Genomic DNA, 22,935 nt, shown 5'->3' on the forward strand with positions numbered 1-22,935 from the left:
CCTCCACGCTAGTGGTCAGGGGTGAGTTCGAGGGCGACGAGGGACCGACCCGGCTTGAGGTCTGTCTTCTCCTCGAATCCTGCCGCGAGGAAAGTGCCGAGGGTGCCGTGGAACAGCTCGTTCGAGCGCTGCTTCTCGCCACCGGTGTCGACCGGATAGCCCTCGATCACTCGGGCGCCGGACTCGCGCGCATAATCGACGGCCGCGCGGAGCAGGTCGAGGTTGAGGCCGGAGCCCCGATGCTCTCGGCGCACCACGAAGCAGGTGACCGCCCAGACCGAGGCATCGTCGAACGGTTCGGTCGACGCCGCTGCGATCATGCGCGTTCGCGGAACCCGCGCCTGTCGCGTGCGGGGCCCGATGCGGATCCAGCCCGCGGCGTCGCCGTCGACGTAGGCGATGATGCCCGGGGGAGGCCCCTCGTCGATCTCCGTGCGCAGCATCTCGGTGCGCTGGTCTTTCGTCGTCGAATTCCAGTCCTTGTTGCTGAGAACCGGCCAGATGCACTGGCAGCTCGCGCCATCCCCGCCGCCCGTGAGCGCGTGCTGCACATCGCTCCACCGGGCAGTCGTCGCCACCTCGGTCGTGATCGTCGCCATGAACGGGACGCTACGCCGGACCTCCGACACACGCAACGCTGCTCGGTTCGCGGACGGCCTCGGCATCAGGCTAAGATAGGGGAGTTGCCTGCGGCGAAAGCCACGGACAGCGGGCTGTGGCGCAGCTTGGTAGCGCACTTGACTGGGGGTCAAGGGGTTTACCCCGCTCTGGTCGGCCCGAACAACTGAAAATCCATGCCACGGGCTGTGGCGCAGCTTGGTAGCGCACCTGACTGGGGGTCAGGGGGTCGCAGGTTCAAATCCTGTCAGCCCGACAGAAAAGCCCCGATGAGAAGCCATTTTCATCGGGGCTTCGTCATGTCTGGCGACGGGTTTTTGTTGGTCCCCCTCTGGTCCCCTCGCCGAGAAGCCCGTGCGGCTCCCGGGGCTCCGAACGGCTGTTTCGGGTGTCCGAAGGTTCCAACCTGTGGATAAGGGGACCAAAAGGGGACCAGAGCCTCCGATCGTGGCTCCTGGCTACCCGTCACAGCGACCTCGACGCCTCGCGCCGGCTCGGTCTGCTGGCTTTGCCGGATCGGGCAAGGAAGGCGTTGGCCTGCTCTGCGGCCGAGGCGAGGTGGCGGTCGTCGGGGTGCAAGTATCCGCGTGTGGTCTCAACGGAGGCGTGGCCGAGGATGTCCTGGAGGACGTGCAGCGGGATGCCCGCGTCCGCCATCCAGGTCGCGCCGGTGTGCCGGAGGCCGTGCCGGGTGAGATCGGGCAGGCCGAGATCGCTGACGATCTGGTCCCAGTTCGTCGCATCCCGCACCGTCGCGGTCGTGAGCGCGCCGCCCTTCGGGCCGACCAGCAGCCGGTCCTCGGACTCCTTGCCTCCCGCGAGGCGTTCCAGGATCGGTCGGAGCGGGTCGAGGATCGGGACGCGTCGCTCTCTGCGGCCCTTGGTCTGCTTCGTGATGAGCCCGCCCTTGCCGGGGTAGGTCTGCCGGGCGATGACCACGATGTTCTTGTCGAACCGGACGTCACCGGCCTGGAGGCCCGAGACCTCGGAAGAACGCGCCGCGAGGAGCGCCGCGAGCATGACGAAGTCGGAGTAGGACTGGTGAATCTTCCCGCAGGCTTCAGCGAGCTTCGTCAGCGTGACCATGTCCGGGATCGCGTGAGAACGGGGTGAAGCATCTTCTGCAGGCTGGAGCCGGAACGCGTTGCGGTTCAGGCTGCGCTTGGCGCGGTTCTTCGCCGGGTTGATCGGGATGAGCCCATCGCGCACAGCTTCGTCGAGGACGCGCACGAGAGGCGCGATCGAGTTCTTGATCGTCGACGCTCCGTGGCGCTTCTCCCAGGCGTCGATGGTGCGGTCGATGATCCCGGCGGTGATCTGCGTCACGGGCAGGTGCCCGAGCGCGGGCAGTACGCGTAGCTTGAGCCCGTAGCCGTAAGTCTCGCCGGTTGAGGTCGGGTCGAGGCCGCGCGCCCATCGGTCGCCGATTGCCGTGACGAACTCGGTGAGCGTCATTGCCACGTCCATGCCCTTGGCCGATGACTGCCGCAGCGAGTCGAAGAACTCGTGTGCGGCCGCCTCGTCCGCGACGATCTCGGAGCGGATGATGCGGCGTTTGCTGATCGGGTCCGTCCAGCGAGCGCGGGCGCGGATGCCGTAGGAGCGACGCTCCAGGTCGGTGGAGATCCTCACGCCGACCGGAGGTACCGGCCTCGGCTTCGCTTGCGGGAGCGGCTCACCCTTCCGTGGCATGGCCGTGTTCCAGGCCGGCCAGCCAGACATCGACCGCGTCGATCCGGTACCGGGCGATCCCGCCCAGCCGCAGGAACGGCGGCCCCTGACCGGCGGACCGCCACCTCGACAAGGTCGACTCGGACACCTTGAGATAGGCGGCGATCTCGCGGCTGTCCATCAGAGGCGAGACCACGATCGTGCCGGCGTTATCGCTCATGCGACTTCTCCGGTGTTCGGATCGAGTCCGGCGTAGAAGTCATCCTCGGCCTGGCGGCGCGCGGCGACATCGTCGAGGACGAACTGCACGAAGTCCTGATCCCGGTGAGCGATGATCGTGTCCTCGACTGGGCCTGCTGGGTCCTCGCCGGGCCAGGTGGTCTGTCGGGTGGGGCGGTCTCGGTCCAGACGGGTGCCGGAAGCGGCGACCCAATCGCGCAGCCGCTGCCGGGCATCCGCGAAGTCGCGGTGCCAGCCCAGCGGGGCGGAGCCGTTCTGCTCCGGGTCGTAGGCGGACAGCCAATGCAGGTGCAGCGCGCTCAGCTCCCACAGCAGCTCTGGATGGCGGTGCCAGAACGGCGGAATCACCGAAGCAGGGAGGCCGTAGGTGCGGCGCAGCCAGTCGACCCAGCGGTTCAGTTCCAGCCACTCGGCCTCGGCTTCCTCGCTGGTCAGGAGGTTCCAGTTGATCGGGTGCGGAGGCTCCGGGATCAGTGGCCCGTCGAACGCCTCGGACTCCTCGTCCAGGTCCGGCTCATCGGGCTCGGGGGCGGTGTCGTTCTCGTTCATCGCGGTCACTGCCGGTCAGAGCCCGAGCGCCAGGGCGGCGCTGCGTGCTTCGCGGTGGGCTTCGGCATCGATCGCATGCCCTGCGGCCTCCTGCGTGACGGCGGGCTGGCGGCGGGTGCGGTCGACCTCGTAGCGGGTGCGGGCGAGGTCGTGACCGAGCTTCTTCGCCACGAACTCCTCAGCCTTGACAACCTGGCCGTCCGGCGTGGTGCGGTCGTACTCGCGGGTGTAACCCTCGGCGACGATCTTGTCGTTCTTGGCGAGCCGGGCGTGGGCGTGTTCGGCGGTCTTCTTGAACGCCACGAGGTCGTGGAAGGTCGTCTCGGTCTGCGTGAACGACCCGTCCTGCTCCTTGCGGTAGTGCTCCTGCCCGATCTTGACGTACAGGCGAGCGTCGCCGCGCTCGGTGTAGGTGAGCTGCGGGTCGGAGGCGATGAACCCGGAGAGGGATTCCTGCGTGTGGAGAGCCATCGGACTGTCCTCTTTCTGACATCGACGGGCGGCCCCACGGCCGGGGCCGCCCTTGTGTCAGGCAGGTGCGCCCGGCTCCTCCAGCGGACGGCGTTGCAGCAGCGCCTCGATGCCCGCCCGGTCCGCGCGCAGTGCCTTCGCATCGGGCCGGTCGGTCCAGGTCCGCATCCTCGTGACGATGGGCGGCGCGGAGCGCAGCAGCACGAGCGCGGTCCCGAACGGCAACGTTCTGATCGTGTCGGGTGGCATGATCGGGACGCGCCGGATGGAGCGTTGTGCGGAGCGGGAGCCGTGGTCTCCGACCGTGGTGGAGTCGGTCACCTCGTCGCGCTCGCCGATGAGGGTGGTCAGGTCGTGCAGGTCCTTGGAGTTCGATGCGCCGCCGAGGATGATCTTGACGATGCTAGCGTCCCAGATCGCGCCGGCCGCGTTCTCAGACCACTTCTCCCGCGCCTGCGCGAGCGACTGGAGCACGGGCATCGTCGTGATCCCGGTTCCGCCGCCCTCGGCCATGAGCGCCGGCAGCGACGGCAACGGGGCGAGGTTGCCGACCTCATCGAGCGCGAGCAGCAGTGGCGGGTCGAGGCGGGCGCCCGGGCTGGTCGCGGCGAGGCGGCGGGCAGCCTCTACGACGTCCTCCACGAACGCCGCCACCAACGCGGCGCTGTTGTTGGCGCCGGCTCCGGTGGCCAGCAAGTAGAGGGTTCCTCGGTCTCGCAGGAACCCTTCGGGATCGAAGTCCTCGCCCTCCCGCGGCGACACAGCGTCGAGCACGCGCGGGTCTGCCAGCGCGGCGAGGGCGAGCGAGACGCCTTGCCAGATGGAGTCGCGCGTGCGGGGGTCGGACTCGATCATCGCCTGCAACGAGTCCGCCCACCCAGTCGCGGCTCGCGGGTTCGCGGTGAGGATCGCCACCGCGTCCGCGGCGGCGGAGGGGTCGAGAGTCCACCGGAACAGTTCCGAGGGCGGCCGGTGATCGAGGGCAGCGGCGTGGAGTAGCGCTTGGAGCGCGGTCCTCGTCTTGCCCTCCCAGAACCCGCCTCCCTCGACCCCGCCGGCCGAGAGACCGGTGCCGGCGGCAAGGCCGGTCGCTCGGATCATCGCCGTTAGCGGGTCCTCACACCCGCGGATGGGCGACCACCTAAGCCCGGCGGGTAGGCCCTCGGCGAGGTGCTGCGGATCGAACACCGCGACCGGTCCGATCTTCTGCCGGGCGCGGAGCGTCGCAGTCAGGTTGTCCGGCCGCGTCGATGTGGTGACGACCGCGCCAGGCGCGTCCAAGATGGCGTTGATGACGATGTGCGCACCCTTGCCGGACCGAGGCGGGCCGATCAGCAGGATGGAGTCTTCGACGGACGCCCACACGCTCGTGCCCCGTGAGGTGCCGATCCGGTAGCCGACGTCCTCCGGCCGTGGCTGGTGGAGGGAGGGCCGCAGGTGTCCGGCCCGGCGCAGCAGCGCCGTCTCCGAGGCGGCCTTGGCGACTTCGCTGCGGGTGGCGATCCCTGCGATGCGGTACGGGTCCGTCTTGACCTGGCGGCCGTGCTCGTGGAAGAACCGCCACGCCCACCAGGCGGCCGCACCAGCCAACAGGATGAGCGCGCCCGCGGAGATCCAGTACGTGACAGCGTTCAGACCGGGTGCGCCGAGTGCCTCCGCCGGGTCGCCGGGGTTGAGCAGCACGCCAAGCCCGGCTTCGACTCCGCCTGTGGGCTGACCAACCCCGGTGATCCAGGCGGCGACGGACCCAGCGCCGCGGAGGATGGCGGCGAGGACCGCGGCGCCGATGAGGATGCCGATTCCGAGGTTGCTCAGCTCGTCCCCGAGTGCCCCCGCGGGCCGGGGCGTGCTCATTCGGGATGCCCGATCGTGAGGGTGCCGGAGACGCGGCCGAGCAGGATGACCTCGCGGGTCGAGCTCCCGGCGAGCTGGCGGGCTTCGACGAGGCCGCGCATGGTGCCGTCCTGGCCAGCATCGCCGTGGGCGATGACGACAGCGATCGCGACGTCCTCACCCGGCACGAACCCCTCCCCGTGCAGCACGACGAGATCCGTCGCCGGTCGGCGGGCCGGTTCCTCCGATGTCGGCTCTGGATCGGGTTCGGTGCGGCGGCGTCTGCTCGGGGTGATGATGTCGGTGAACACGGTCCCGTCCGCTTCGCGCACCTCGACCCGCACCGGCGAGTGGCGCAGGTCGGTGAGCTGGTCGAGGACCCGGGCGAAGTCCTCCCGCCGCCACAGCGGCGCGAACGGCTCCGGCTCGAACGCCTCGCCGTCGACGGTGACGGTCATACGGCCGTCCTCGGCGATGGCGATGGCGACGAGCGGGAGCACGACCGGCACGGCCTCGATACTCCCGTCTCGGGATGCGGGTTCGCCCCAGGATCGCTTGTAGCGGGGCCGGGGCATCATGAATCCTGCCGATCGTTCGGAATTGCTGAACGCACGTCGAGATTCCCGAACTCGCGGGAATCGCTCGTCATGCGGCCGGTGGTGTCGAACGCGGCGAGCTCGGCGGGGTGGAGCTGGTGCTGCACGACGAAACTGCGGTCCTTGATCCGCCACAGTCCCTGCCCGGTCCCGAGACCCGGGAGCAGCTTCTGCTCGGTGCCGGTGAGCCCGAGCGCGAGAGCCGTGGAGCCGAGCTGGTCCGGCTCCTGCCGGTACACGATCCTGGTCTCCGCGTTTGCTAGCAGCGATGAGGCGAGGGCGCGCATGGCGGTCCCGGCATCGCCGACGTTGTCCAAGTCGGAGAGCTTGTGGAAGATGAGCATGTTCGCGATCCCGAAATGCCTCGCCAACCGCCACTGGGCATCCATGCGGCGAAGCAGCGACGGATACTGCATGAGCCGCCACGCCTCGTCGTAGATCACCCATCGCTGCCCGCCCGCAGGGTCGGATAGGGCGGACTCCATCCATGCGGACGAGCAGGTCATCAGCACCGAGATCAGCGTGCTGTTCTCCGCGACCCGCGACAGGTCGAGCGACACCATCGGCAGCGACGGGTCGAACCTGACCGTCGAGGGGCCATCGAACAGGCCTTGGAGGTCTCCAGCGACGAGCCGACGGAGCGCGTGGCCGACAAGACGACCGTCTTCCGCGAGCCGACCGTCCTCATCGTCCGCCGCACTGGGGGTGAGGATGCGGTCGACGACCATCGGCAGGATGGGCACCTCGGCGCTGCGGACGGCGTCTCGGAGGGCGAGATCGATCGCGGTGTGCTCCAACGGTGACAGCGCCCGATCCAGCACGGTCTCCGCGAGGGCGCCGATGAGGTCGCGGCGGCGGGAGGCGACCTGCATCGCCCACTCCGCATCCGACACCGCAGACGGCCGGTGGCCCTGATCCAGCGGGTTGAGCCTGTTGCGCAGGCCGTGGCCGAGGATGATCGCCCGCCCGCCGACCGCCTCCGCGACAGCCGTGTGCTCGCCCTTGGGGTCGCCGGGGACGTAGACCCTGCGTCCGAACGGCAGGCTGCGGGTGTATAGCGACTTCGCCAGGGACGACTTGCCGGAGCCGACGATCCCGGCGAGCACCACGTTCGGCGCCGTGATGAGGCCCCGCTGATAAAGCACCCAGGGGTCGAACACGAACGATCCGCCGCTGTAGAGGTCCTGGCCGACGAAGACCCCCTGGCTGCCGAGACCGGCCTCGGCCAGGAAGGGGTACTGGCCGGCGAGCGTCGCGGAGGTGTCTTGGTGCTTGGGGAGCCGGAACCGGCCCGGCGTCCGCAACGCTGCAGGTCCTGCCTCGCCGGAGGCGGGCAGGTAGCTCGTGTTGCGGCGTTCGGCCTGCTCCGCCTCCCACTTCGCCCTAGCTTCTACCTTGCGATGCTGGCGGGCATCGGTCTCGACCTTCGCCGCCGCCTGCCGGCGGGCCTTGCGTGCCCGGCGCCGCTCGCCTTCAGGCCCGACGAGCACAGCGGTGTGCAGGCGGCTGTCGTCCTGCCCGGTCACAGCGCCAGCCCCCGGCCGTGTGCGGAGGCCGCGCCGGGGCGGTGGGTGAACCAGTCGGCCCCGGCTCGCCCCCGGCTGACCGCGGGGCCGACTGCACGCGTGGACTTGTGCGCGGCGCGTTCCGCTTCCCGCCCCGACTCCGATGCTCGTGCGGAGGCCGGGGTGTCGAGGTCGAGGAGTGCCGGGTCGGGCACGGTGTCGTGCTCGCGCAGCAGCGAGACGTGCCCGAGGAAGGGGTTGTAGGTGAGCATGTAGACGCCCCCGTTTGCCACCTTGTCGAGCACATCTGTCGGGGGCTCGTCATAGACGTATCCGTTCTCGAGCGCAGCCTGGGTGGTCTCTGCCCCGTAGTCGTGCCCGGCCAGGTGCTCGATCGCTGTATCCGTCCCGTCGCGGTCGATCAGATCCAGCATCTCGTCGGCCTCGGAGCCTTCCAGGAACACGACGCTGACCCACCTCCTTGCTGGGCCGTTCTCGACGGCAGGCGCGGGGTGCCAGGCGATGCGGCCGGAGTGCTGGGAGGCGGCGTCCAGCCGCCACTCCACGGTGTCCAGCAGGGTGCCGGCCTGGTGCAGTTCGTCGGCAGCCGCGAGGGCCGAGGTTGCGCCGGCGGCTTGATTCCCGGCGTCGTCGTGCGCCCTGACGCGGGCGTTGATGTGGGCGGCGGCGAGATGGTCGAGCACTTGCCGCAGCGACCTGACCCCGGCGAGCAGCTCTCCGATCACCGGGTAGGTGTCGGCGGGGCTCTCGAACGTGCGGGTCGCGTGGGCCAAGCCCCGCAGCGCGGCGGACGCCTCAGCGGCGTCCGCGAGCGGGGCATCGAAGGTCGGCATGATCAGGGCTCCTCACAGGAAGGCGTGACGGTTGGTGAGCAGGTGCGCAGAGTCAGACCGACCGGCACAACGGCAGTGCGGTAGCGGTGAATGCCTGCGCCTGCTGACCGACGAGCCGCCTGGTCTCGCAGGACGCTTGGATCGCCGCCTGCTCGACCGCGGCCACCGCTGCATCGAGCTCGTCCACGGTCGGCGCGGACACGGAGACGAGGCCGGAGACGCGCAGGACGCCGTGCCCGGCAGTCAGGTCCGCCTCCTGCTGGAGCACGTCGTCCAGCTCGGCGCTGCTCGCGGCGTCGTCGATCTGCCCGATCTTGCGGCGCTGGGCGGCATCGGAGATGAGTTCGGTCTTCTTCTTCCGCAGGTCCCGCGCGGCCTGGTCGGCGCGGACCGGGGTGTAGTGCAGGGCGAGGGTGCGCAGGATGCCGTTGGACAGCACGAGTGGCGCGAGGAACCCGGGATACACCTGCGAGCGAGGCCACTCGGTGATCCACAGCACCGCATGGAACGCGGAGTCCGACCGCAGCCGGTCCCAGGTCTCGGCGACCGCGACCGGTCCGGCTGTGGCGAGGTCACGGCCGAGGTCCCCGTGGCGTTCCAAGGCTGGTGCGGCGGCGGGGTCGTAGGCCGAGCGGAGGACGACGGCGACCTCGCCGGGCGTCAGCCACCCGGTCGACGTGAGCTCGGCCGCGCGCAACGCCGTGGTCAGCGTGCTCATCTCCTGCCGCAGCACCGCGGCCGCACCGTGTATCCCGCCACCGCTCGTTCTGATCTGCCGGGCGGCGGCCTTCATGTCGAGCGCGAGCGAGATGGTCGTCGCGTGGCGTTCTCCGGCGGGGCCGGCGCGGTCGATGAGCTCGGCGTAGGTGGTCGCGGCCCAGGAGCCGTCATCAGTGCCGTGAGTGCGCCACCACTCCGCCAGCCCCGTCCCGGAGTCCGGCAGGGTCCGCTCTGACACCTGAATCCGCGCGATTCGCCCGGAACGGCACGCGGCGGCCAGCACGCGGCCCCAGCCGGAGACGCGGCGCTGCTGCTCACCCGGATCAAGGAGCACGAACGCCGGATGGGCGACGCCGAGGATCGCGGTGAGGGTCTGCGCGTGCGGGTCGTGGACCATCGCCGCGCCGGTCTCGGGGTCCTCCCACTCCCGCAGGCTCGCCGCGTCCCCAGGGAGCGCGAGGGTCCCGGCGGGGCGGGGCTTGATGACGTGGCGCCGGTAGACGAGCTGCCCGAGATAAGTCCGGGCGGCCCAGCGGAACAGGACGGGTACCCACTCGATCACCTTCCGGCCCCCGGCAGGGATCACCGCGAGCAGGGCGCAGGTGCCCCACACGGGTGCGGTCCAGGCGAAGCCCATGCCTCCGGCGGCGTAGAGGGAGAAGACAACCGTGAGCACCGCGATACCGAGGACGATGAGCTGCGGCAGGGACAGCCCGAGCATGATGCCGCGCCTGGCGAGCCGGGAGAACTGCACCGGCGCCAGCGGGTAGTCGCTGTTCGAGTTGGCGACCATCGGTTACTCCTTCCCGGTCGGTGCGGACGATGGCGGAGGCGGCGGGTCCTGCCGGCGCCGAGGCGCGGGCATGGACTCTGCAGGCTCGGGAGAGGGCGGCGCGGCCGGAGGCGGTGTTGACGGTGCGGGACGCGGCGGTGTGCCCTGCGACGGAGGCGGGGATGCCTGTTCCGCCGCCGCGCCGGCCTGGCTGTCCGCCGCGCCGCCCACCGCTTTGCCTGCCTTCGGGCCGGCGGTCGCTGCGGCCTTGACCACGGCGGCTCCGACGACCACCGCGGCACCGACCGGGCCTGCGGCCGCACCGGCGCCAGCCGCACCAGCGCCGGCAGCTCCGGCGCCAGCTCCAGCCCCTGCTCCGGCTCCGGCTGATGCGGCGGCTCCGGTACCTGCCGTGCCGGCTCCCGCGCTGGCAGGGGCCGCAGCCGACGCACCGGGAGGAGGAGGCGGGGGCGGTGTCGAGCCTCCGCCCCCGCCTCCTCCACTGCTCGGCGGCTTGCTGCCGGGGTCGGTGCCGCTGTCGAGGACCTTCTTGGCCGTGTCGGCCTGCGGGGCCGACGGCACCGGCACGGGCCGGTTCAGCGCGGACTTCGCCTCCTGCTCGGACGACATCGCGTGGTACATGTCGAAGCCCACGAACGACAGGAACTTGTAGGTGATGTAGGGCGCGAACGCGGCGATGAACATCAGCACGACGCCCGCGATCGGGTCGGAGATGGAGGCCAGGTCAGCCTCGATCGGGGCCGAGACCTGCCCGATCGCGACGAGGAAGATCACGACGAGGACGAGCTTGGAGAAGATCAGGGCGATCACGAACGCCGCCCACTTGGCGAACCAGCCCTTGGTCGCATCCCACGTCGCCCCGGCCAGGGCGACCGGGCCGAACACGATCGCCACCAGCAGCAGCGCCTTGCGGATCAGCAGGGAGAACCACACGATCGCCGCCGCCGAGATGGCCAGGCCGGCGAGGAAGATCGTGAGGATCGCCCCGACTCCAGGGCCACCGATGTTGATGGCGCCGAGGGCGACGGCGAGGAGCCCGATCTGGGTCCCCATCCCTTCCATCGTGTTGCCGGTGGCCTGCACGATCCCGACCGCGAGCTGATCGGTCACCTCCAGCAGCAGCGCCGTGAGCGTGATGACGAGAAACGAGCCGAGGACGGACTTCGCGAGGCCGAGCGCGGCACGGCTGAGCGCGGTGGGGTCGCGGTGGATCAGGCCGGTGATGAGCTGGAGGCAGAAGAAGATCAGCATCACGAACACGGCGACACCGAAGAGGACGTTGTAGACGCCGACGTACTCGGGGCTCGTGACGTCGACGAGGGTCGTGGTGTCGAACACCCACCAGACGGCCTCGAACAGCCACGCCGCCGCGCCGGCCATCGCCTGGGCGAGCCAGTCGAACGGGGCCGCGATCAGGGAGGCGGTGCCCTCGCCGACGGCGTCGCAGACGGAAGAGATGACCGGGACGTCGCAGACGCTCACCGCGCCCACCCCCGCAGGCGGGCTGTCGTGGCCGGGATCATCAGACGGCCTGCCCGACGCCCCAGAAGAAGTTCACCAGCGTCACCGCGGCGCCGCAGATGATCGCCGCCCCGCAGGAGACGAGGACGCCGACCTTGCCGCGGCTGGCGAGGTGGGGGTTGCTGCTGTTCGATCCGAGACCCCAGACGATCGCGGAGACGATCAGGGCGAGGACGGAGAGGATCAGGCCCACCGTCATGACGGCGCCGACGATGATGCGCAGCTGCTCGATGCCCGGAAGGCCCGAGCTGTTGGGGTCGATGTCGATCACGGTTATGCTCCCTTGACTGGTCGAGACGGGGTTCTCGACGGTCAGGTGCGCACTCGCCCCCAGCCGCACAGGCGGGGACGGTCAGAGCCGGGTGCCGACGTCCAGCAGGAAGTTGAGCCAGGCAACCCCGGCGCCTGCCAGCGCCGCGGCGCCGACCGCGACAAGCAGGCCGGTGCGAGCCTTGGTCGCGGCCTGATAGTTGCCGGAGGCTCCGCTGATCGCCCAGATGATGGCGCAGACGATGAGCATGAGCACCGCGGTGACGAGCACGAACATCAGCAGCGCGCCGACGATGGAGCGCAGGTCTGCGGCGCCGCCCACGCCGCCGAAGTCGGGGAACACGTCCATCACGCACCCCCGGCAGTGCAGAGGGCGGGGGCGGCATCGCCGCCCGCAATCCCTTCGGCGCCGTGTTCGGTGAGCCAGGCGTCGGCGTCCACCGGGTCGGCTCCGGCGCCGCCGGGGTGGATTTGCAGGTGCAAGTGCGGGCCGGTGGAGTGCCCGGAGGAGCCGACGTCCCCGATGTGCTGCCCGGCGGTCACGGTGCCGCCTTCGGCGACGTGAATGCCGTGCTGCCACATGTGCACGTACATCGACGCGACCCGCTGCCCGCCGACGGTGTGCTCGATGACGATGACCCCGCCACCTGCGTCGGTGTAGTTCGCGCGCACCACGACGCCATCGGCGACTGCGTAGATCGGGGTGCCGTCGGGGGCGGCGAAGTCCGAACCGGCGTGGAAGCGGCGTTCGCCGGTGATCGGGTCGTTGCGCCAACCGAACGGGCTCGTGCGCACCCAGGTTCCCTCGGGAAGCGGGAACACGATCCTGGTCGTCTCGGGCACGACCGGTGCCTCATCCCCGCCGCCGTTGCCGGAGGGCGCGGGGCGGGTGAGGGCGTCGAGGATCGCCTGCGCCACCGGCTGGTAGTTCTGATACCTGTCCGGGTAGGCGCTGACCTCGACGGCCTGGGCGGCCTCGCCGGGGTCGAGCTGCTGCCAGCCGGGGATGTCGAGCAGTCCCCGCGGGGACGGATAGTTCGGGCCGGACTCGCCGCCGTAGAAGGCTCGAGCCTGGTAAGCCGAGTCCATGAGCTCGGCGACCGTGCCCCAGCCGCTGGCGGGGCGCATCTGGAACAAACCGAGGCTGTCGTGATCCGACCCGTTGCCGTCGTTCGGATAGTCCGCGGACTCGGGGTAGGCGCTGGTGTTGGCGAGCATCCGCAGGGTGGATTCGGTGAGGGCGGCCATGAGCGCGATGAGCACACCGTCGCGGCCAACGCCGGCGGTCTGCCCGCCGACCGTGATGATCGTCGCCGCGTGCGTGAACTGTTGCCGGTTCAGCGTGACCGTCTCGCCGTTGCGGGTCGTCGCGGTCAGCGAGTCCGGGATCGGGCCAACGGCAAGTGAGCCGGGCGTGCAGACGGCGGCGGTCGCGGAGGTGCCGCCGAGCGTGGCGACGCCCAGGAGGGCCGTGGAGGGTCCGATGAGCAGCAGGGTGAGAGCGAGGACGGCGAGCTTCTTCATCACGACGCTCCCGGATCAGTGCAGCGGGCTGTCGAGCTCGGACAGCCGCAGCACCTCGCACGAACCCGATGCCGCGCCGCGGCCGGGCGTGGGCGGGGTGCAAACGAGGAACACGGTGAACGCGACCGGGCGGGACGCTGCCACCGGCGTCGTGTCCCAGGTGCCGTCACGGTGCCGGGTGCCCTCGATGGTGTAGGCGATCGCCCCGGCCGGGATCTGGCCGGGCGCGGCCTGGTCGACGGCGGTCTCCCACGCCTCCGGGATGAACACCTCGTCGATGGTGAGCCACTGGCGCGTCGCGTACTGGCGGAGCTGCGCCCACGCCTCCGCAGAAGGCAGGTAGGCGCGCACGTCGCCCACGAGCGCATCCGCCTCGGCGCCGTGGGCGGCATCTGCGAGCACCTGCGCGTAGTCGGACGGTGTGAACCCGCTGGCGGTGTCCCAGGTGAACAGGGCTTCCGCGACCGCGCGGGCGAACGCTTCCGGGCCGAGGTTCTGCCGCAGCGGCTCGAGCTCACCGCTCGGCGTCGGGCCGGGCGTCACTGGCGTCGTGGTGGAGGGTCGTTCGCTCGGTGGCGGGTCGGCCGGGGCCGGGCCGCGGACGAGTCCGTAGATGCCGACGCCGACGAGGATCAGCAGGACGAGGCCTGCGGCGGTGGCGGCGATCAGCAGGCGACGACGGCGACGGTCATCGGGGGCGGCGGGGTCCATGAACAGGGGTCCTTCCCGGACGGCAACAGGGATGCGTAGTTGCCAGGAAGGTGCGTCACCGACCCCCGCCCTGTTCAGGCGGTCTGCTCGGCCCGGCCCTGCCGGGCGACGCGCGCGGCATCAGCGAACGCGACGGTGCCGGCGATCGTCTCCTCAAACCGTGCCCATTGCTCGGTGCTGAGCGCCTTGCCGACCACGGCGGGGTCGTAATGCTCCCACCACGAGGCCATGTCGTCCCACGTCGCGGTGAACACGCTCAGCGGGAACGGCACCGGGAGGCCCGGCTCCACCGCCGTCAGCGCGGGCCGCTTCGCCTTCCTGCCGGTCTTGGCTACCTTGACGCGGGCGAGCGCGGCCTGCGCCAACTGCTCCAGCTCCGCGGCCCTCGCCTCCCGCTCCGCGGCCCGCACCGCATCCGCTTCGGTACGGGCCTGCTCGCGCAGCTCGGCGGGCTGGGCCGGGTCGGCGGCGAGCTGGTCGAGCTCCGCCAGCGACAGCTCCGCGTTCACGCGCAGATGCGACGGATAGACGCTACCGCCGATCTTGATCCGCTCGACCTCCTGCGCGGCGCGCGCCCGCACCGCCTCCGGCTGGGACTCGTCCGCGGCGAGGTCTTCCAGCCGGCCGATGCGCTCCAACGTCGTGTATGAGGCGCGGCCAGTGACCATCCGAGCGGCCTGCGCGCGGGTCTTACCCTGCTCGATCTGCGGTGGTGCCAAATTGGCACCACCGTCTTCTGCGTCATCGGCGGACGCCTGGAACCGGGTGGCCTCCTGGCGGCGGGCGGCGTCCTCGGCCAGCAGGGCCTTCAGCTCGCGGTAGAGAGCGGCAGCTTCGAGCTGGGTGAGGGGCTTGTGGAGCTGGTTGTCGTCCTGCTCCGCGAGGAGCTGCCCGAGCCGGTCGGAGACCCCGGACCGCACCCACACGTTGACGGTCTTGATACCGAGCAGCTTGATCGCCGCCAGCCGTCGGGCGCCGCAGATCAGGTGCCCGTCGAGGGTGACCGTGATCGGCTGCAGCAGCCCGTGGCGGCGGATCGACTCGACCAGCGGGGTCAGGTCGCCGTGGTCGTGCCGGTGCCGAACACCGACGATGATCGAATCGACCGCGCGCTCCAGCTCGATGCGGCCCTCCAGCGGCGTGCTCATGACCCGTCGTTCCCGATGCGTGGGGCGGCGAGCCCGGCGGTGATCACGAGGTCGTCGTCCGTTAGCAAAGCTCGCAGCGGCTGGCCGATCAGCAGGCGGCGGAGCATTCCGCGACCGGCGTTCGTATGCGCGAGGGCCGGGTCGGGAACCCCGAGGACGACCCGCAGCAGCGCCGTCCAGGATGCGCCGGGGAGGTCGAGGAGGGCGCGGGCCTGCCGGTCGCGGCGCAGCACCTCGAACGCCGACGCCCGTGAGGACGCCTCCGTGAGCCGGGCAGTAACGTACTCGACCGCGGCCCGCGCGGTCTCTGGCTCCCACCCGACCCGGGTGAGGAACGCGATGGTGTCCTCGATGGCGGTGATCACGTTCACCGTCCGCTCGGGCACCGCGTCGTCGTCGTCCTCGTCGTCGGTGAAGGGGTCGAACCGGAACGCGGGGTGGTAGTCGGGCAGCGGGTTCTCCCGGTCGCTGAACCGCTCCGCATCGTGGAACACCGAGTAGCGGGGCCGGCGGGCCTGGTGGACGGAGCACAGCAGCCCGTTGCCGCGCTCCTCCGCGGTGCACGTCACCTGCACCGCCCGCGTGATCACCGCCCACGGGTCCTCCGCCCGGCGGGTCGCGGCACCGCGCATTGCCTCGAATGCCGCCGACGCCGCCTCCCACGGGTCCAGCCCGTGCTTGCGGGCCAGCGCCGCGTACTTGCTCGCCGCATGCTCCATGAGCGCAGCGGCCTCCGGGTCATGACGCCACGCGCCCCGCCCTGCCTCGTGGAGACGGGTGAGCAGGGCACGCAGCGCCTCCGAGTCCTCGAATCGTGCCCGCCGGTCACGGGCCGTGGCAGTCTCCATGACGACACCTCCTGACAGGCAGGTGCGCACACGGCCCCCAGCGGCCTCGCTTCGCGCCGTCGCGCCGGGGGCGAACATGGTTACCCCAGCCCGATCCCGGAGCGCGACACCCAGGAATAGTGCTCCCCGGACCCGCGGCCGAACGCCGTCACGGGCGGCAGCTTCCGGGCACGCTCGCTCACGAACCGGACACCAGTGCGCGCCCCGGTGCGCGTCGCCCGGTACGCCTGGCCGGGAACCCGGCGGGAGCGACGAGCCAGCTCAGCCTGGAAGTCGATACCCCGCCCCGCGATCCGGGCAGAGCGGGAGACCATCAGGTCGGTCGGGCGCACCCACTCCACGCCCGGCCGCTGCTTCTTCGCCGCCTCGGTGGCGCCTTGGGTCAGCGACGGGTCTCGGTGCCGGGCGAGCGCCGAGGTATCCCCTTCCCGCGGCGTCTCGTCGCGCTCCCGCCGGTCCGGCTCGCGCTCGACCTGCTCGTGGAGGGCGGTCGTGTGCTCGTCGTCGTTCATCGCGTCTCCTCCTCAGTCCTCGTCATTGCGGGCGGGGCCGCGAACCAGCGGCCCACGGTGGAGGGGTGCACGCCCAGGCGCCGGGCGATGGCCTTGTTCGACCAGCCCTCCTCCTCCCGCAGGCGCGCCGCGAGCTCCCGGCCCGCCCGGCGCACCGGCAGCACCGGCACGACATCAGGCACGCGCTCATCAGGCGCGGGCTCCTCGGCGGGCGCGATGCTCGCGGGGACGGGGCGGGTGAGGATCACGGTGAGGTGCGTGATCGCCAGCAGCACCAGCGGCGGCACCGCCGCCACACACGCGGCGAGCACGCCCGGCACGTCGGCGTCGGCCGCGACGACGGCGTGGATCGCGTTCGCCGTTACCGACACCAGTGCACCGGCCGCGAGCAGCAGCCACGGGTACCAAGCCGACCGCTGGCCCGCGAGGGCGACGACAGCGACCGTCGCGACAACGATGATCCCGTCGACGATGAGCGGCCACGCCCAGGCCTGCCCGGCATCCACGCCCGAGCGGCGAGCGAGGTCGGCGAGGGCGGTGAACGAGAGCCAGAACGCGCCGGCCGCGATGAACACCGTCCCGGCCACGGCCGTCACGACCGCGACCCGCCCGCCCCGCGGCCGTACGGTCGTTGGCGGATTCATGAGAGCACCTGCCCGGTGAGCTTCGTCGGCTGGCGCGGGGCATCGTCCTGTACGACGACGGATGCAGGCTGGACGTGCGTGGCGCGGTATGCAGAGCGGATCGTGGTCTCGATCTCCCGTTGCGGGAGGCCGACCTGTTCACCGGCCGGGGCGAGTGTGTCGACCATCTCGGGCAGTGACAGGCCCGCCTCCGCGAGACGGCACGATGCCCAGAACAGGCCGCGGTTGCGCTCGCCTTCGGCGCGCATTCCGACCCATGCGGCCAGCCGTGCGGCATCCTCCGAGCGGATCGGGCCGCGCACCCGGTGCGGGGCAGGGTCCGGGCGCGGGTCGAGGAAGTCCCGCAGCCGATCCGCATCGACCGGGGCGGGCGCCCGGTCGGCGCCGGCGCCGAACTCGTAGGAGCCGGTGCCGGTCACGGCCGAGGGCGGAGCGATGATGTAGCCGCCGTCGCCGCGGAAGTCCACATGCGCCTTCGCCGCCTGCCAGGACCGCTGCGGCCGGTCCGTGTCGGCCGGGAAGTAGAAGTGCGCCCCGCCCGACGCCGACCTGACCACGGCCAGCCACCCCGGCACCAGCCCGGCACGGCGAGCGCGCTCGAACGCCGCGAATCCGTCACCGCCGGGCTTGCGGTCCACATCGACGACTACGACCCCGGAGACAGCGCCGGTCGGGATGCCGATGTTCGCGGACGGCCACCGCCGCCACCACGCCTCCACCTGGCGGGCATCGGTGGTTGCCGCGTGGAACCCGCCGGGCTGCGCTTCCGGGTTCTCCTCGTCGGGCTTCAATAGCGGGTTCTTCGCGCCCGGCACGCACGGGAACACCGGCACCCCGGCGGAAGCAAACAGCACAGCGGCCTGCGACAGCGGAAGGGCCGACACCGAGGAGAGGACGCTGGCGACGCTCATCACAGGCTCCTCACCGCGACGTCCGCAGGCCGCGACGAACGCGCCGACTCGACGAGCACCGACTGGCGTGCGATCCGCTCCGAACCAGGCATACGCGAGGTCCCAGCCGGCTCACGGGATAGGCCGGGCGGATCGCCGGTGTCGACCTGGACGGTGGGCAGTGCGTCGAGAATCGTCACCGCGACCTTGCGGACTCGCTCGCCGGTGGCCTGCACGACCTCGACCGGGTCCTTGTCCTTCACCGTGCCCGCCCAGCCTGAGACATACGGGATCGTGTAGGCGGTGGTGTCCATGCCATGCGCGGCACCGATCATCAGCGCCACGGACTCGGCCTCGACCTCGCCGACGCCTCGGTGCCCGGTCGCATCCGGATTGTCAGGGCCGTGCAACATCACATGCGCGAGCTCGTGCGCGAGAGTCTTCACCTGCGCGACCTCGTCCATGTTCGTCCGCACCGCGACCGTGCGCGCCTGGAAGTCGGTCAGGCCGTTCGCGCCGTGGATCATCCCCTCGTGCTCGACCCGCAGCACCGCGAAGCCCTCGGCCGCCACCAGTGCCGATAGCCCTTCCCATAAGCCGTCCGGTGCCTGGCCTTCCATCTGAGTCGGCGCCGGGCGTTCAGGGATCGGCGGGCCGTCGGTCATCGAGACGTCCCAGACACGCACCGGAATCGCGCGGACCATCTTCGACCGGACCGTTTCTCCGGGCTTCGGCTTCTCGTACCTGTCCAGGCGGCGCCATGATCCGGGGTTCTGCGGTGTCGAGGATGCGAACCGCGCCATCAGCGGGGCGAAGATCTGCATCGACCCGCCTGCCAGCGGAGAGCGACCCAGCGCCTTCCATTGCTTGTAGCCGGCCACGAAGGTCGGCTCTGGCGCGCTTGTGCGACCTGCCTCGTAAAGGTCGAGATGCTGCGCCCAGATCAGCAGCGTGTTGTTGAACGACTTCGCCCGGAACCGGGCCCCGAACTCCAGCGCACGCTTCCAGTCCTCACCCGAGACGAGTTGATCGACCGCAGCCGTCAACCGCTCATGGAGCTGTTCGAGCCTCGCATCCCGCGACGCTCGGACCTCCTCGCCTGTCGCCATCCGTGACCTCCTCCCGGTGAGGGCCGGAGGCGTGTGCCGGTGGCCCTTGCGACCATGAGGTGCGCCGGGAGGATCAGAGAAGGCGGACGAACTGCCCCGTGCAGTTGGTCAGGTTCTGCACTGAGCCCGACGACATTCTCTGACTACTGCGACAGGTCAGAGTTCGCTAGATTTTGAGCCTCGGACGGTCGAATAGTGTTCAAGTCCGAGCAGATCGAGGTCATGTCAATGCCGTGGGGAACGCTATATTGAGGATCGACCGTAGGCCTCCCGTTGCTCGGCTTGTGGCGTGGGATGGCGAGTCTGACGCGGAAGTGAAATCCTATAAGAGAGGTTTGCGCTTTGCTTTGGCCTGGTTCTTTTCTGAAGAACCTGCTTGGCAGTTGAGGAGAGATGACTACTCGGCCCTCCGAGCGCGCATACTTTCCTGGACCATGCCGTTATAGATGAGCTTGAGGATCCGCGAAGTTCGCCTCTCGAAGTCCACCTTCGAGTGCTGAAGTCTTTCATCTTCTAGTGCCTTGAGAACGGCATTAGAGGGAATCGAGAACGGCCAGAGCCCGGCGACGACGATGATGGCAGAGGAGACCAACTCCTTAGTGGCGCTTAGCTTCAGACCAAGACGTGGCGTCAGGAGCGTAGCTAGTCGTTCTTGAGCTGCGCCATTCGCGAGCTTGAACTCGCGGACATCTGGTGTCGGGATGTTCCGTTCCAGTTGATCTCCAAGCGCCGCGACTAGCTCGCACAGCAGAGGGCGTCGTGACAGCGAACTCGCCCAACCATCGATCACCTCTTCGGGCGTGGCGTTTCGCGCTGGTAGTTCTTTGGCTAAGTCATCAATCCACAGGTCAAATTCGGTGTTGAGGACTTCGAAGAAGATTGCTTCTCGTGTCGGGAAGTAGCGAGTCACATTGGACTTAGACAGACCGATGCGGCGGCTCAGCTCCCGGAGGCTGATTTCCCGCAGCGGGGCGGTAGCAAGCATCTCGCGGGCTGCAGTCAGAATCGAGTTGCGACGCTGCTCCTTCTGCTCGGGTCTGCGTGCGCGTTCGAACTCGGTGCTTGTCATGGTCTCCATCTTCGTCGCCGGACTGGGCCGTGGGCTGATGCCAGGATATGGCGTCAGCCCACGACCCAATCGAGAAGGTCATACAGATGTGCTCACGTCGTGCCATCGTGCGTCGGATGCGGCGAGCGCTTCTGCGGCCATCGCCCCGACGCGGACTGCGTCGCGCCCGAGTAGGAGACGGACCGGGGGCTCATCCGCCTCGGAGATGTCGAGCAGGATCTGCGCGACGCGGGCAGGGTCACCGGGCTGGTTGCCGTTGGACGTACGCATCCGGTCGATCACTGGCTGGATCACCGATGCATATGCATCGCTCACCGGAGGCGTTGCCATTGAAGAACCTGCCCAGTTCGTGCGCATCGCGCCAGGCTCTGCGACAGTGATGCGGATGCCGAAGGCCCGCACCTCTTTCGCCAATACCTCAGAGAATCCGCCGACGGCCCACTTTGCTGCCTGGTAGGCGCCGAGCCCCGGGCCGCCGACGCGGCCGCCGACGGAAGAGATCTGGATGATGTGTCCCGCGCCCTGTGCGCGCATCACGGGCAGTACGGCGCGGGTGACGTTGACGACCCCGAAGAAGTTGACCTCAACCTGATTACGGAAGACGTCTTCCGCCATGTCTTCGATCGCGACGACGTCGGCGTAGCCGGCGTTGTTGACGACGACGTCGATGCGACCGAAGCGCTCGAGGGCCCTATCTATCGCGCCGCGTACGGAGGGGCCGTCTGTCACGTCGAGTGCCAGCGGCAGGATGCGGCTCCCATACTGAGCCGTTAGATCACTCAGTGAGTCGATGCTCCGAGCGGTTGCGACAAGGTTGTGGCCTGCGGCGAGGACGGCTTCGGCGATGCTTCGGCCGAGGCCGCGCGAGCTGCCTGTGAGGAACCATGTGTTCATCGTTGTTCTCCTTCTGTTGGTTCTGTTAGATCAGGACAGGTATCCGCCGTCGACGGCGAGGTGTGCCCCGGTTATGTATGAGGCGTCATCGGATAGCAGGAAGGCCACGGCAGCCGCGATCTCGCGCCCGGTTCCGACACGTCGGACCGGGATGCCGGAAGCTATCCGCGCGACTTCCTCCGGGTTGCTTTGCTGGCGCGGTACGGCGATGACTCCTGGCTGAATCTCGTTGATGCGGATGCCTTGTGCAGCCCATTCGATAGCGGCCGAGCGGGTCAGTCCTCGGATGGCGTGCTTGCTTGCGCTGTACGCCGGACGTCGCGCGAAGCCGCGGTCGGCGAAGACGCTGGAGACGTTCACGATCGACCCTCCGCCAGCACGCAGCATGGCGGGAATCTGAAACTTCAGACCGTGGAAGATCCCGGAGAGATTGATGCCGATCGTTGCATTCCATTCGGCTTCCGGCAGATCGGGCAGATCATGGAAGGTGCTGGAGACCCCCGCGTTGTTGACAGCGAAGTCCAGTGAACCGAAGTGTTCCTCGGTCGCTGCGACGGTTCGCTCGACGTCGTCGGGAATGCTCACGTCGCCCGGGAAGACTGCAGCGTCGCCACCGTGAGCCGCGATATCGTCGGCAACCTGTTGCAAGGGAGCCAGTTGGCGTCCGACCAGGCTGACTTTGGCGCCACGTTCCGCGAGCAACAGGGCGATGTCGGCCCCCATTCCGGAGCCCGCTCCTGTGACGTAGGCAACTTTGGTATCGAAGGGTTTGTTCGGAGTCACTCGCTTCTCGCTTTCGATTGATCGGTCTCTCGAGGTGGGTGCCGGGTGCCGTAACGTTCCCCGGAGATGCGTGCCGGGTCGAACATCGTGGAGAGCATCGCGATATCATCAGCGCTCAGTCGCACGGTGCTGGCTGCGAGGTTCTCCGTAATGCGTGGAAGGCTGCGGCTACCAGGGATAGGGACGATGTCGTGCGGCTGAGCGAGTAGCCAGGCGAGAGCCACCTGGCCCGGAGTGGCATCGCGTTCTCGGGCAAATCGCGACAAGCCCTCAACCAGCGCGAGATTGCGGGCCATGTGCTCCCCTTGAAAGCGCGGGAGCGTGGAACGAAAGTCCGATCTGTCGAAGACTGTCGTCGGGCCGAAGGCGCCCGCCAGCATGCCGCGTCCGAGCGGGCTGTAGGGGACAAGAGTCACGTCGTGCTGACGTGCAGCCGCAATTACTTCTGTCTCTATGCTGCGTTCCCAGAGCGAGTACTCGCTCTGGAGCACAGCAACGGGATGCACCGTGACAGCGCGCCGTAGCGTGTCTGCATCGATCTCGCTCAAGCCGATGGCGCGGACTTTACCCGTAGCGACGAGGTCGGCCATCGCCCCGACCGTGTCTTCAATCGGTACGGTCGGATCGAGTCGATGGTAGTAGTACACGTCGATGTAATCGGTACGCAGGCGGCGCAGGCTCGCCTCGATTGCCGATGAGACGTATTCCGGACGGCCATCGAACACGCTCGTTCCATCGCCCGTCGGTCGTGCGGAGAACTTCGTCGCAACCACGACCTCGCCGCGTCGCCCTTCGAGAGCGCGGCCGAGGAGGCTCTCGTTGTGCCCGAATCCCGGCACGGGCGCGCCGATCTCTGAACTGCTGGCGCCGTAGAAGTCGGATGTATCGAAGAAGTCGACCCCGAGGTCGATCGCCTCGCGGATTGTGCGTAGCGAGACGGCATCCTCGGTAGTTCCGTAGAACTGGGACATACCCATCAAACCGAGGCCGACGGCGCGAACACTAACTCCACTGCGCCCCAAGGGTCTGCGCGCGTGAATCTTCTGGCTCACATCAGTTCCTAGCGATTAAGGTCCGGTGGTCTCTAAAGTAACAGACCAATGGACTCTTAGCAAGCAGCTGATGCAGATGCGCATCGCCGGACCACTGTTCTGGTCGCGAC

Annotated in this window: 25 protein-coding genes and 2 tRNA genes; 2 read left to right on the forward strand and 25 right to left on the reverse strand. The window is 69.3% G+C overall.

The genetic code is table 11. The features are described 5' to 3' along the window. Positions 1–8 precede the first annotated feature (8 nt). Positions 9–599, reverse strand: a complete 591-nt coding sequence (locus MRBLWH10_RS04640) for a GNAT family N-acetyltransferase (RefSeq protein WP_341941797.1) — start codon at positions 597–599, stop codon at positions 9–11. A gap of 110 nt (positions 600–709) precedes the next feature. Here MRBLWH10_RS04640 and MRBLWH10_RS04645 point away from each other — a divergent pair. Beyond that, positions 710–780, forward strand: a tRNA-Pro gene (locus MRBLWH10_RS04645). Positions 781–800: 20 nt separating this feature from the next. Further along, positions 801–874 (forward strand) — tRNA-Pro (locus MRBLWH10_RS04650). Positions 875–1,083: 209 nt separating this feature from the next. On the opposite strand, the gene MRBLWH10_RS04655 is transcribed toward MRBLWH10_RS04650, so the two are convergent. From MRBLWH10_RS04655 to MRBLWH10_RS04770, 24 genes are all read right to left on the reverse strand, one after another. Beyond that, complete coding sequence (locus MRBLWH10_RS04655) at positions 1,084–2,250, reverse strand: site-specific integrase (RefSeq protein WP_341941798.1); 1,167 nt, start codon at positions 2,248–2,250, stop codon at positions 1,084–1,086. Positions 2,251–2,293: 43 nt separating this feature from the next. Next, entirely contained in the window at positions 2,294–2,509 is a 216-nt protein-coding gene (locus MRBLWH10_RS04660) for a helix-turn-helix domain-containing protein (RefSeq protein ID WP_341941799.1), read from the reverse strand. Next, on the reverse strand, positions 2,506–3,078 hold the full coding sequence (locus MRBLWH10_RS04665) for a hypothetical protein (RefSeq protein ID WP_341941800.1): 573 nt from the start codon (positions 3,076–3,078) through the stop codon (positions 2,506–2,508). The genes MRBLWH10_RS04660 and MRBLWH10_RS04665 overlap by 4 nt, the downstream gene beginning before the upstream one ends. Before the next feature lie 15 nt (positions 3,079–3,093). Next, positions 3,094–3,549: a single-stranded DNA-binding protein gene (locus MRBLWH10_RS04670; RefSeq protein ID WP_341941801.1), complete on the reverse strand. Its 456-nt coding sequence runs from the start codon at positions 3,547–3,549 to the stop codon at positions 3,094–3,096. Positions 3,550–3,606: 57 nt separating this feature from the next. After that, positions 3,607–5,403 carry a TraM recognition domain-containing protein gene (locus MRBLWH10_RS04675; RefSeq protein ID WP_341941802.1) on the reverse strand — a complete coding sequence of 599 codons (1,797 nt, stop codon included), beginning with the start codon at positions 5,401–5,403 and terminating at the stop codon, positions 3,607–3,609. Next, positions 5,400–5,957, reverse strand: coding sequence for a hypothetical protein (locus MRBLWH10_RS04680; protein WP_341941803.1), 558 nt, complete (start codon positions 5,955–5,957; stop codon positions 5,400–5,402). Before MRBLWH10_RS04680 ends, MRBLWH10_RS04675 begins: the two co-directional genes overlap by 4 nt. Beyond that, positions 5,957–7,504: an ATP-binding protein gene (locus MRBLWH10_RS04685; protein WP_341941804.1), complete on the reverse strand. Its 1,548-nt coding sequence runs from the start codon at positions 7,502–7,504 to the stop codon at positions 5,957–5,959. Before MRBLWH10_RS04685 ends, MRBLWH10_RS04680 begins: the two co-directional genes overlap by 1 nt. Beyond that, entirely contained in the window at positions 7,501–8,337 is an 837-nt protein-coding gene (locus tag MRBLWH10_RS04690; protein ID WP_341941805.1) for a hypothetical protein, read from the reverse strand. The genes MRBLWH10_RS04685 and MRBLWH10_RS04690 overlap by 4 nt, the downstream gene beginning before the upstream one ends. Before the next feature lie 52 nt (positions 8,338–8,389). After that, on the reverse strand, positions 8,390–9,850 hold the full coding sequence (locus tag MRBLWH10_RS04695) for an SCO6880 family protein (protein ID WP_341941806.1): 1,461 nt from the start codon (positions 9,848–9,850) through the stop codon (positions 8,390–8,392). Positions 9,851–9,853: 3 nt separating this feature from the next. Next, on the reverse strand, positions 9,854–11,332 hold the full coding sequence (locus MRBLWH10_RS04700; protein WP_341941807.1) for a conjugal transfer protein TrbL: 1,479 nt from the start codon (positions 11,330–11,332) through the stop codon (positions 9,854–9,856). A 40-nt stretch (positions 11,333–11,372) separates the two neighbouring features. Next, complete coding sequence (locus MRBLWH10_RS04705; RefSeq protein ID WP_020627604.1) at positions 11,373–11,642, reverse strand: DUF6112 family protein; 270 nt, start codon at positions 11,640–11,642, stop codon at positions 11,373–11,375. Positions 11,643–11,723: 81 nt separating this feature from the next. Continuing rightward, the gene (locus MRBLWH10_RS04710; protein WP_341941808.1) at positions 11,724–11,990 is read right to left on the reverse strand and encodes a DUF6112 family protein; all 267 of its coding nucleotides are present in this window, start codon (positions 11,988–11,990) and stop codon (positions 11,724–11,726) included. After that, on the reverse strand, positions 11,990–13,165 hold the full coding sequence (locus tag MRBLWH10_RS04715; protein ID WP_341941809.1) for a M23 family metallopeptidase: 1,176 nt from the start codon (positions 13,163–13,165) through the stop codon (positions 11,990–11,992). The genes MRBLWH10_RS04710 and MRBLWH10_RS04715 overlap by 1 nt, the downstream gene beginning before the upstream one ends. Positions 13,166–13,180: 15 nt before the next feature. After that, positions 13,181–13,876, reverse strand: a complete 696-nt coding sequence (locus tag MRBLWH10_RS04720; RefSeq protein WP_341941810.1) for a hypothetical protein — start codon at positions 13,874–13,876, stop codon at positions 13,181–13,183. 74 nt (positions 13,877–13,950) lie between these two features. Then, positions 13,951–15,024, reverse strand: coding sequence for a ParB/RepB/Spo0J family partition protein (locus MRBLWH10_RS04725; protein WP_341941812.1), 1,074 nt, complete (start codon positions 15,022–15,024; stop codon positions 13,951–13,953). After that, on the reverse strand, positions 15,021–15,872 hold the full coding sequence (locus tag MRBLWH10_RS04730) for a hypothetical protein (protein WP_341941813.1): 852 nt from the start codon (positions 15,870–15,872) through the stop codon (positions 15,021–15,023). Before MRBLWH10_RS04730 ends, MRBLWH10_RS04725 begins: the two co-directional genes overlap by 4 nt. 80 nt (positions 15,873–15,952) lie before the next feature. Continuing rightward, positions 15,953–16,384 carry a hypothetical protein gene (locus MRBLWH10_RS04735; protein ID WP_341941814.1) on the reverse strand — a complete coding sequence of 144 codons (432 nt, stop codon included), beginning with the start codon at positions 16,382–16,384 and terminating at the stop codon, positions 15,953–15,955. Further along, positions 16,381–17,028, reverse strand: coding sequence for a DUF2637 domain-containing protein (locus MRBLWH10_RS04740; protein ID WP_341941815.1), 648 nt, complete (start codon positions 17,026–17,028; stop codon positions 16,381–16,383). The genes MRBLWH10_RS04735 and MRBLWH10_RS04740 overlap by 4 nt, the downstream gene beginning before the upstream one ends. Beyond that, a complete protein-coding gene (locus MRBLWH10_RS04745; RefSeq protein WP_341941816.1) occupies positions 17,025–17,939 on the reverse strand; it encodes a bifunctional DNA primase/polymerase in 915 nt (304 codons plus the stop codon). Before MRBLWH10_RS04745 ends, MRBLWH10_RS04740 begins: the two co-directional genes overlap by 4 nt. Further along, on the reverse strand, positions 17,939–19,027 hold the full coding sequence (locus MRBLWH10_RS04750) for an ImmA/IrrE family metallo-endopeptidase (protein WP_341941817.1): 1,089 nt from the start codon (positions 19,025–19,027) through the stop codon (positions 17,939–17,941). The genes MRBLWH10_RS04745 and MRBLWH10_RS04750 overlap by 1 nt, the downstream gene beginning before the upstream one ends. A 397-nt stretch (positions 19,028–19,424) precedes the next feature. Continuing rightward, positions 19,425–20,096: a TetR family transcriptional regulator gene (locus MRBLWH10_RS04755; protein ID WP_341941818.1), complete on the reverse strand. Its 672-nt coding sequence runs from the start codon at positions 20,094–20,096 to the stop codon at positions 19,425–19,427. A gap of 78 nt (positions 20,097–20,174) precedes the next feature. Next, positions 20,175–20,990 (reverse strand): oxidoreductase, encoded by an 816-nt coding sequence (locus tag MRBLWH10_RS04760; protein ID WP_341941819.1) that lies wholly within the window; start codon positions 20,988–20,990, stop codon positions 20,175–20,177. 30 nt (positions 20,991–21,020) lie between these two features. Continuing rightward, positions 21,021–21,773 (reverse strand): SDR family NAD(P)-dependent oxidoreductase, encoded by a 753-nt coding sequence (locus MRBLWH10_RS04765; protein ID WP_341941820.1) that lies wholly within the window; start codon positions 21,771–21,773, stop codon positions 21,021–21,023. Further along, entirely contained in the window at positions 21,770–22,825 is a 1,056-nt protein-coding gene (locus tag MRBLWH10_RS04770) for an aldo/keto reductase (protein ID WP_341941821.1), read from the reverse strand. Before MRBLWH10_RS04770 ends, MRBLWH10_RS04765 begins: the two co-directional genes overlap by 4 nt. Positions 22,826–22,935: the final 110 nt, after the last annotated feature.

This window comes from Microbacterium sp. LWH10-1.2 (assembly GCF_038397765.1).
In the GTDB taxonomy this organism is placed as follows: Bacteria; Actinomycetota; Actinomycetes; order Actinomycetales; family Microbacteriaceae; genus Microbacterium; species Microbacterium natoriense.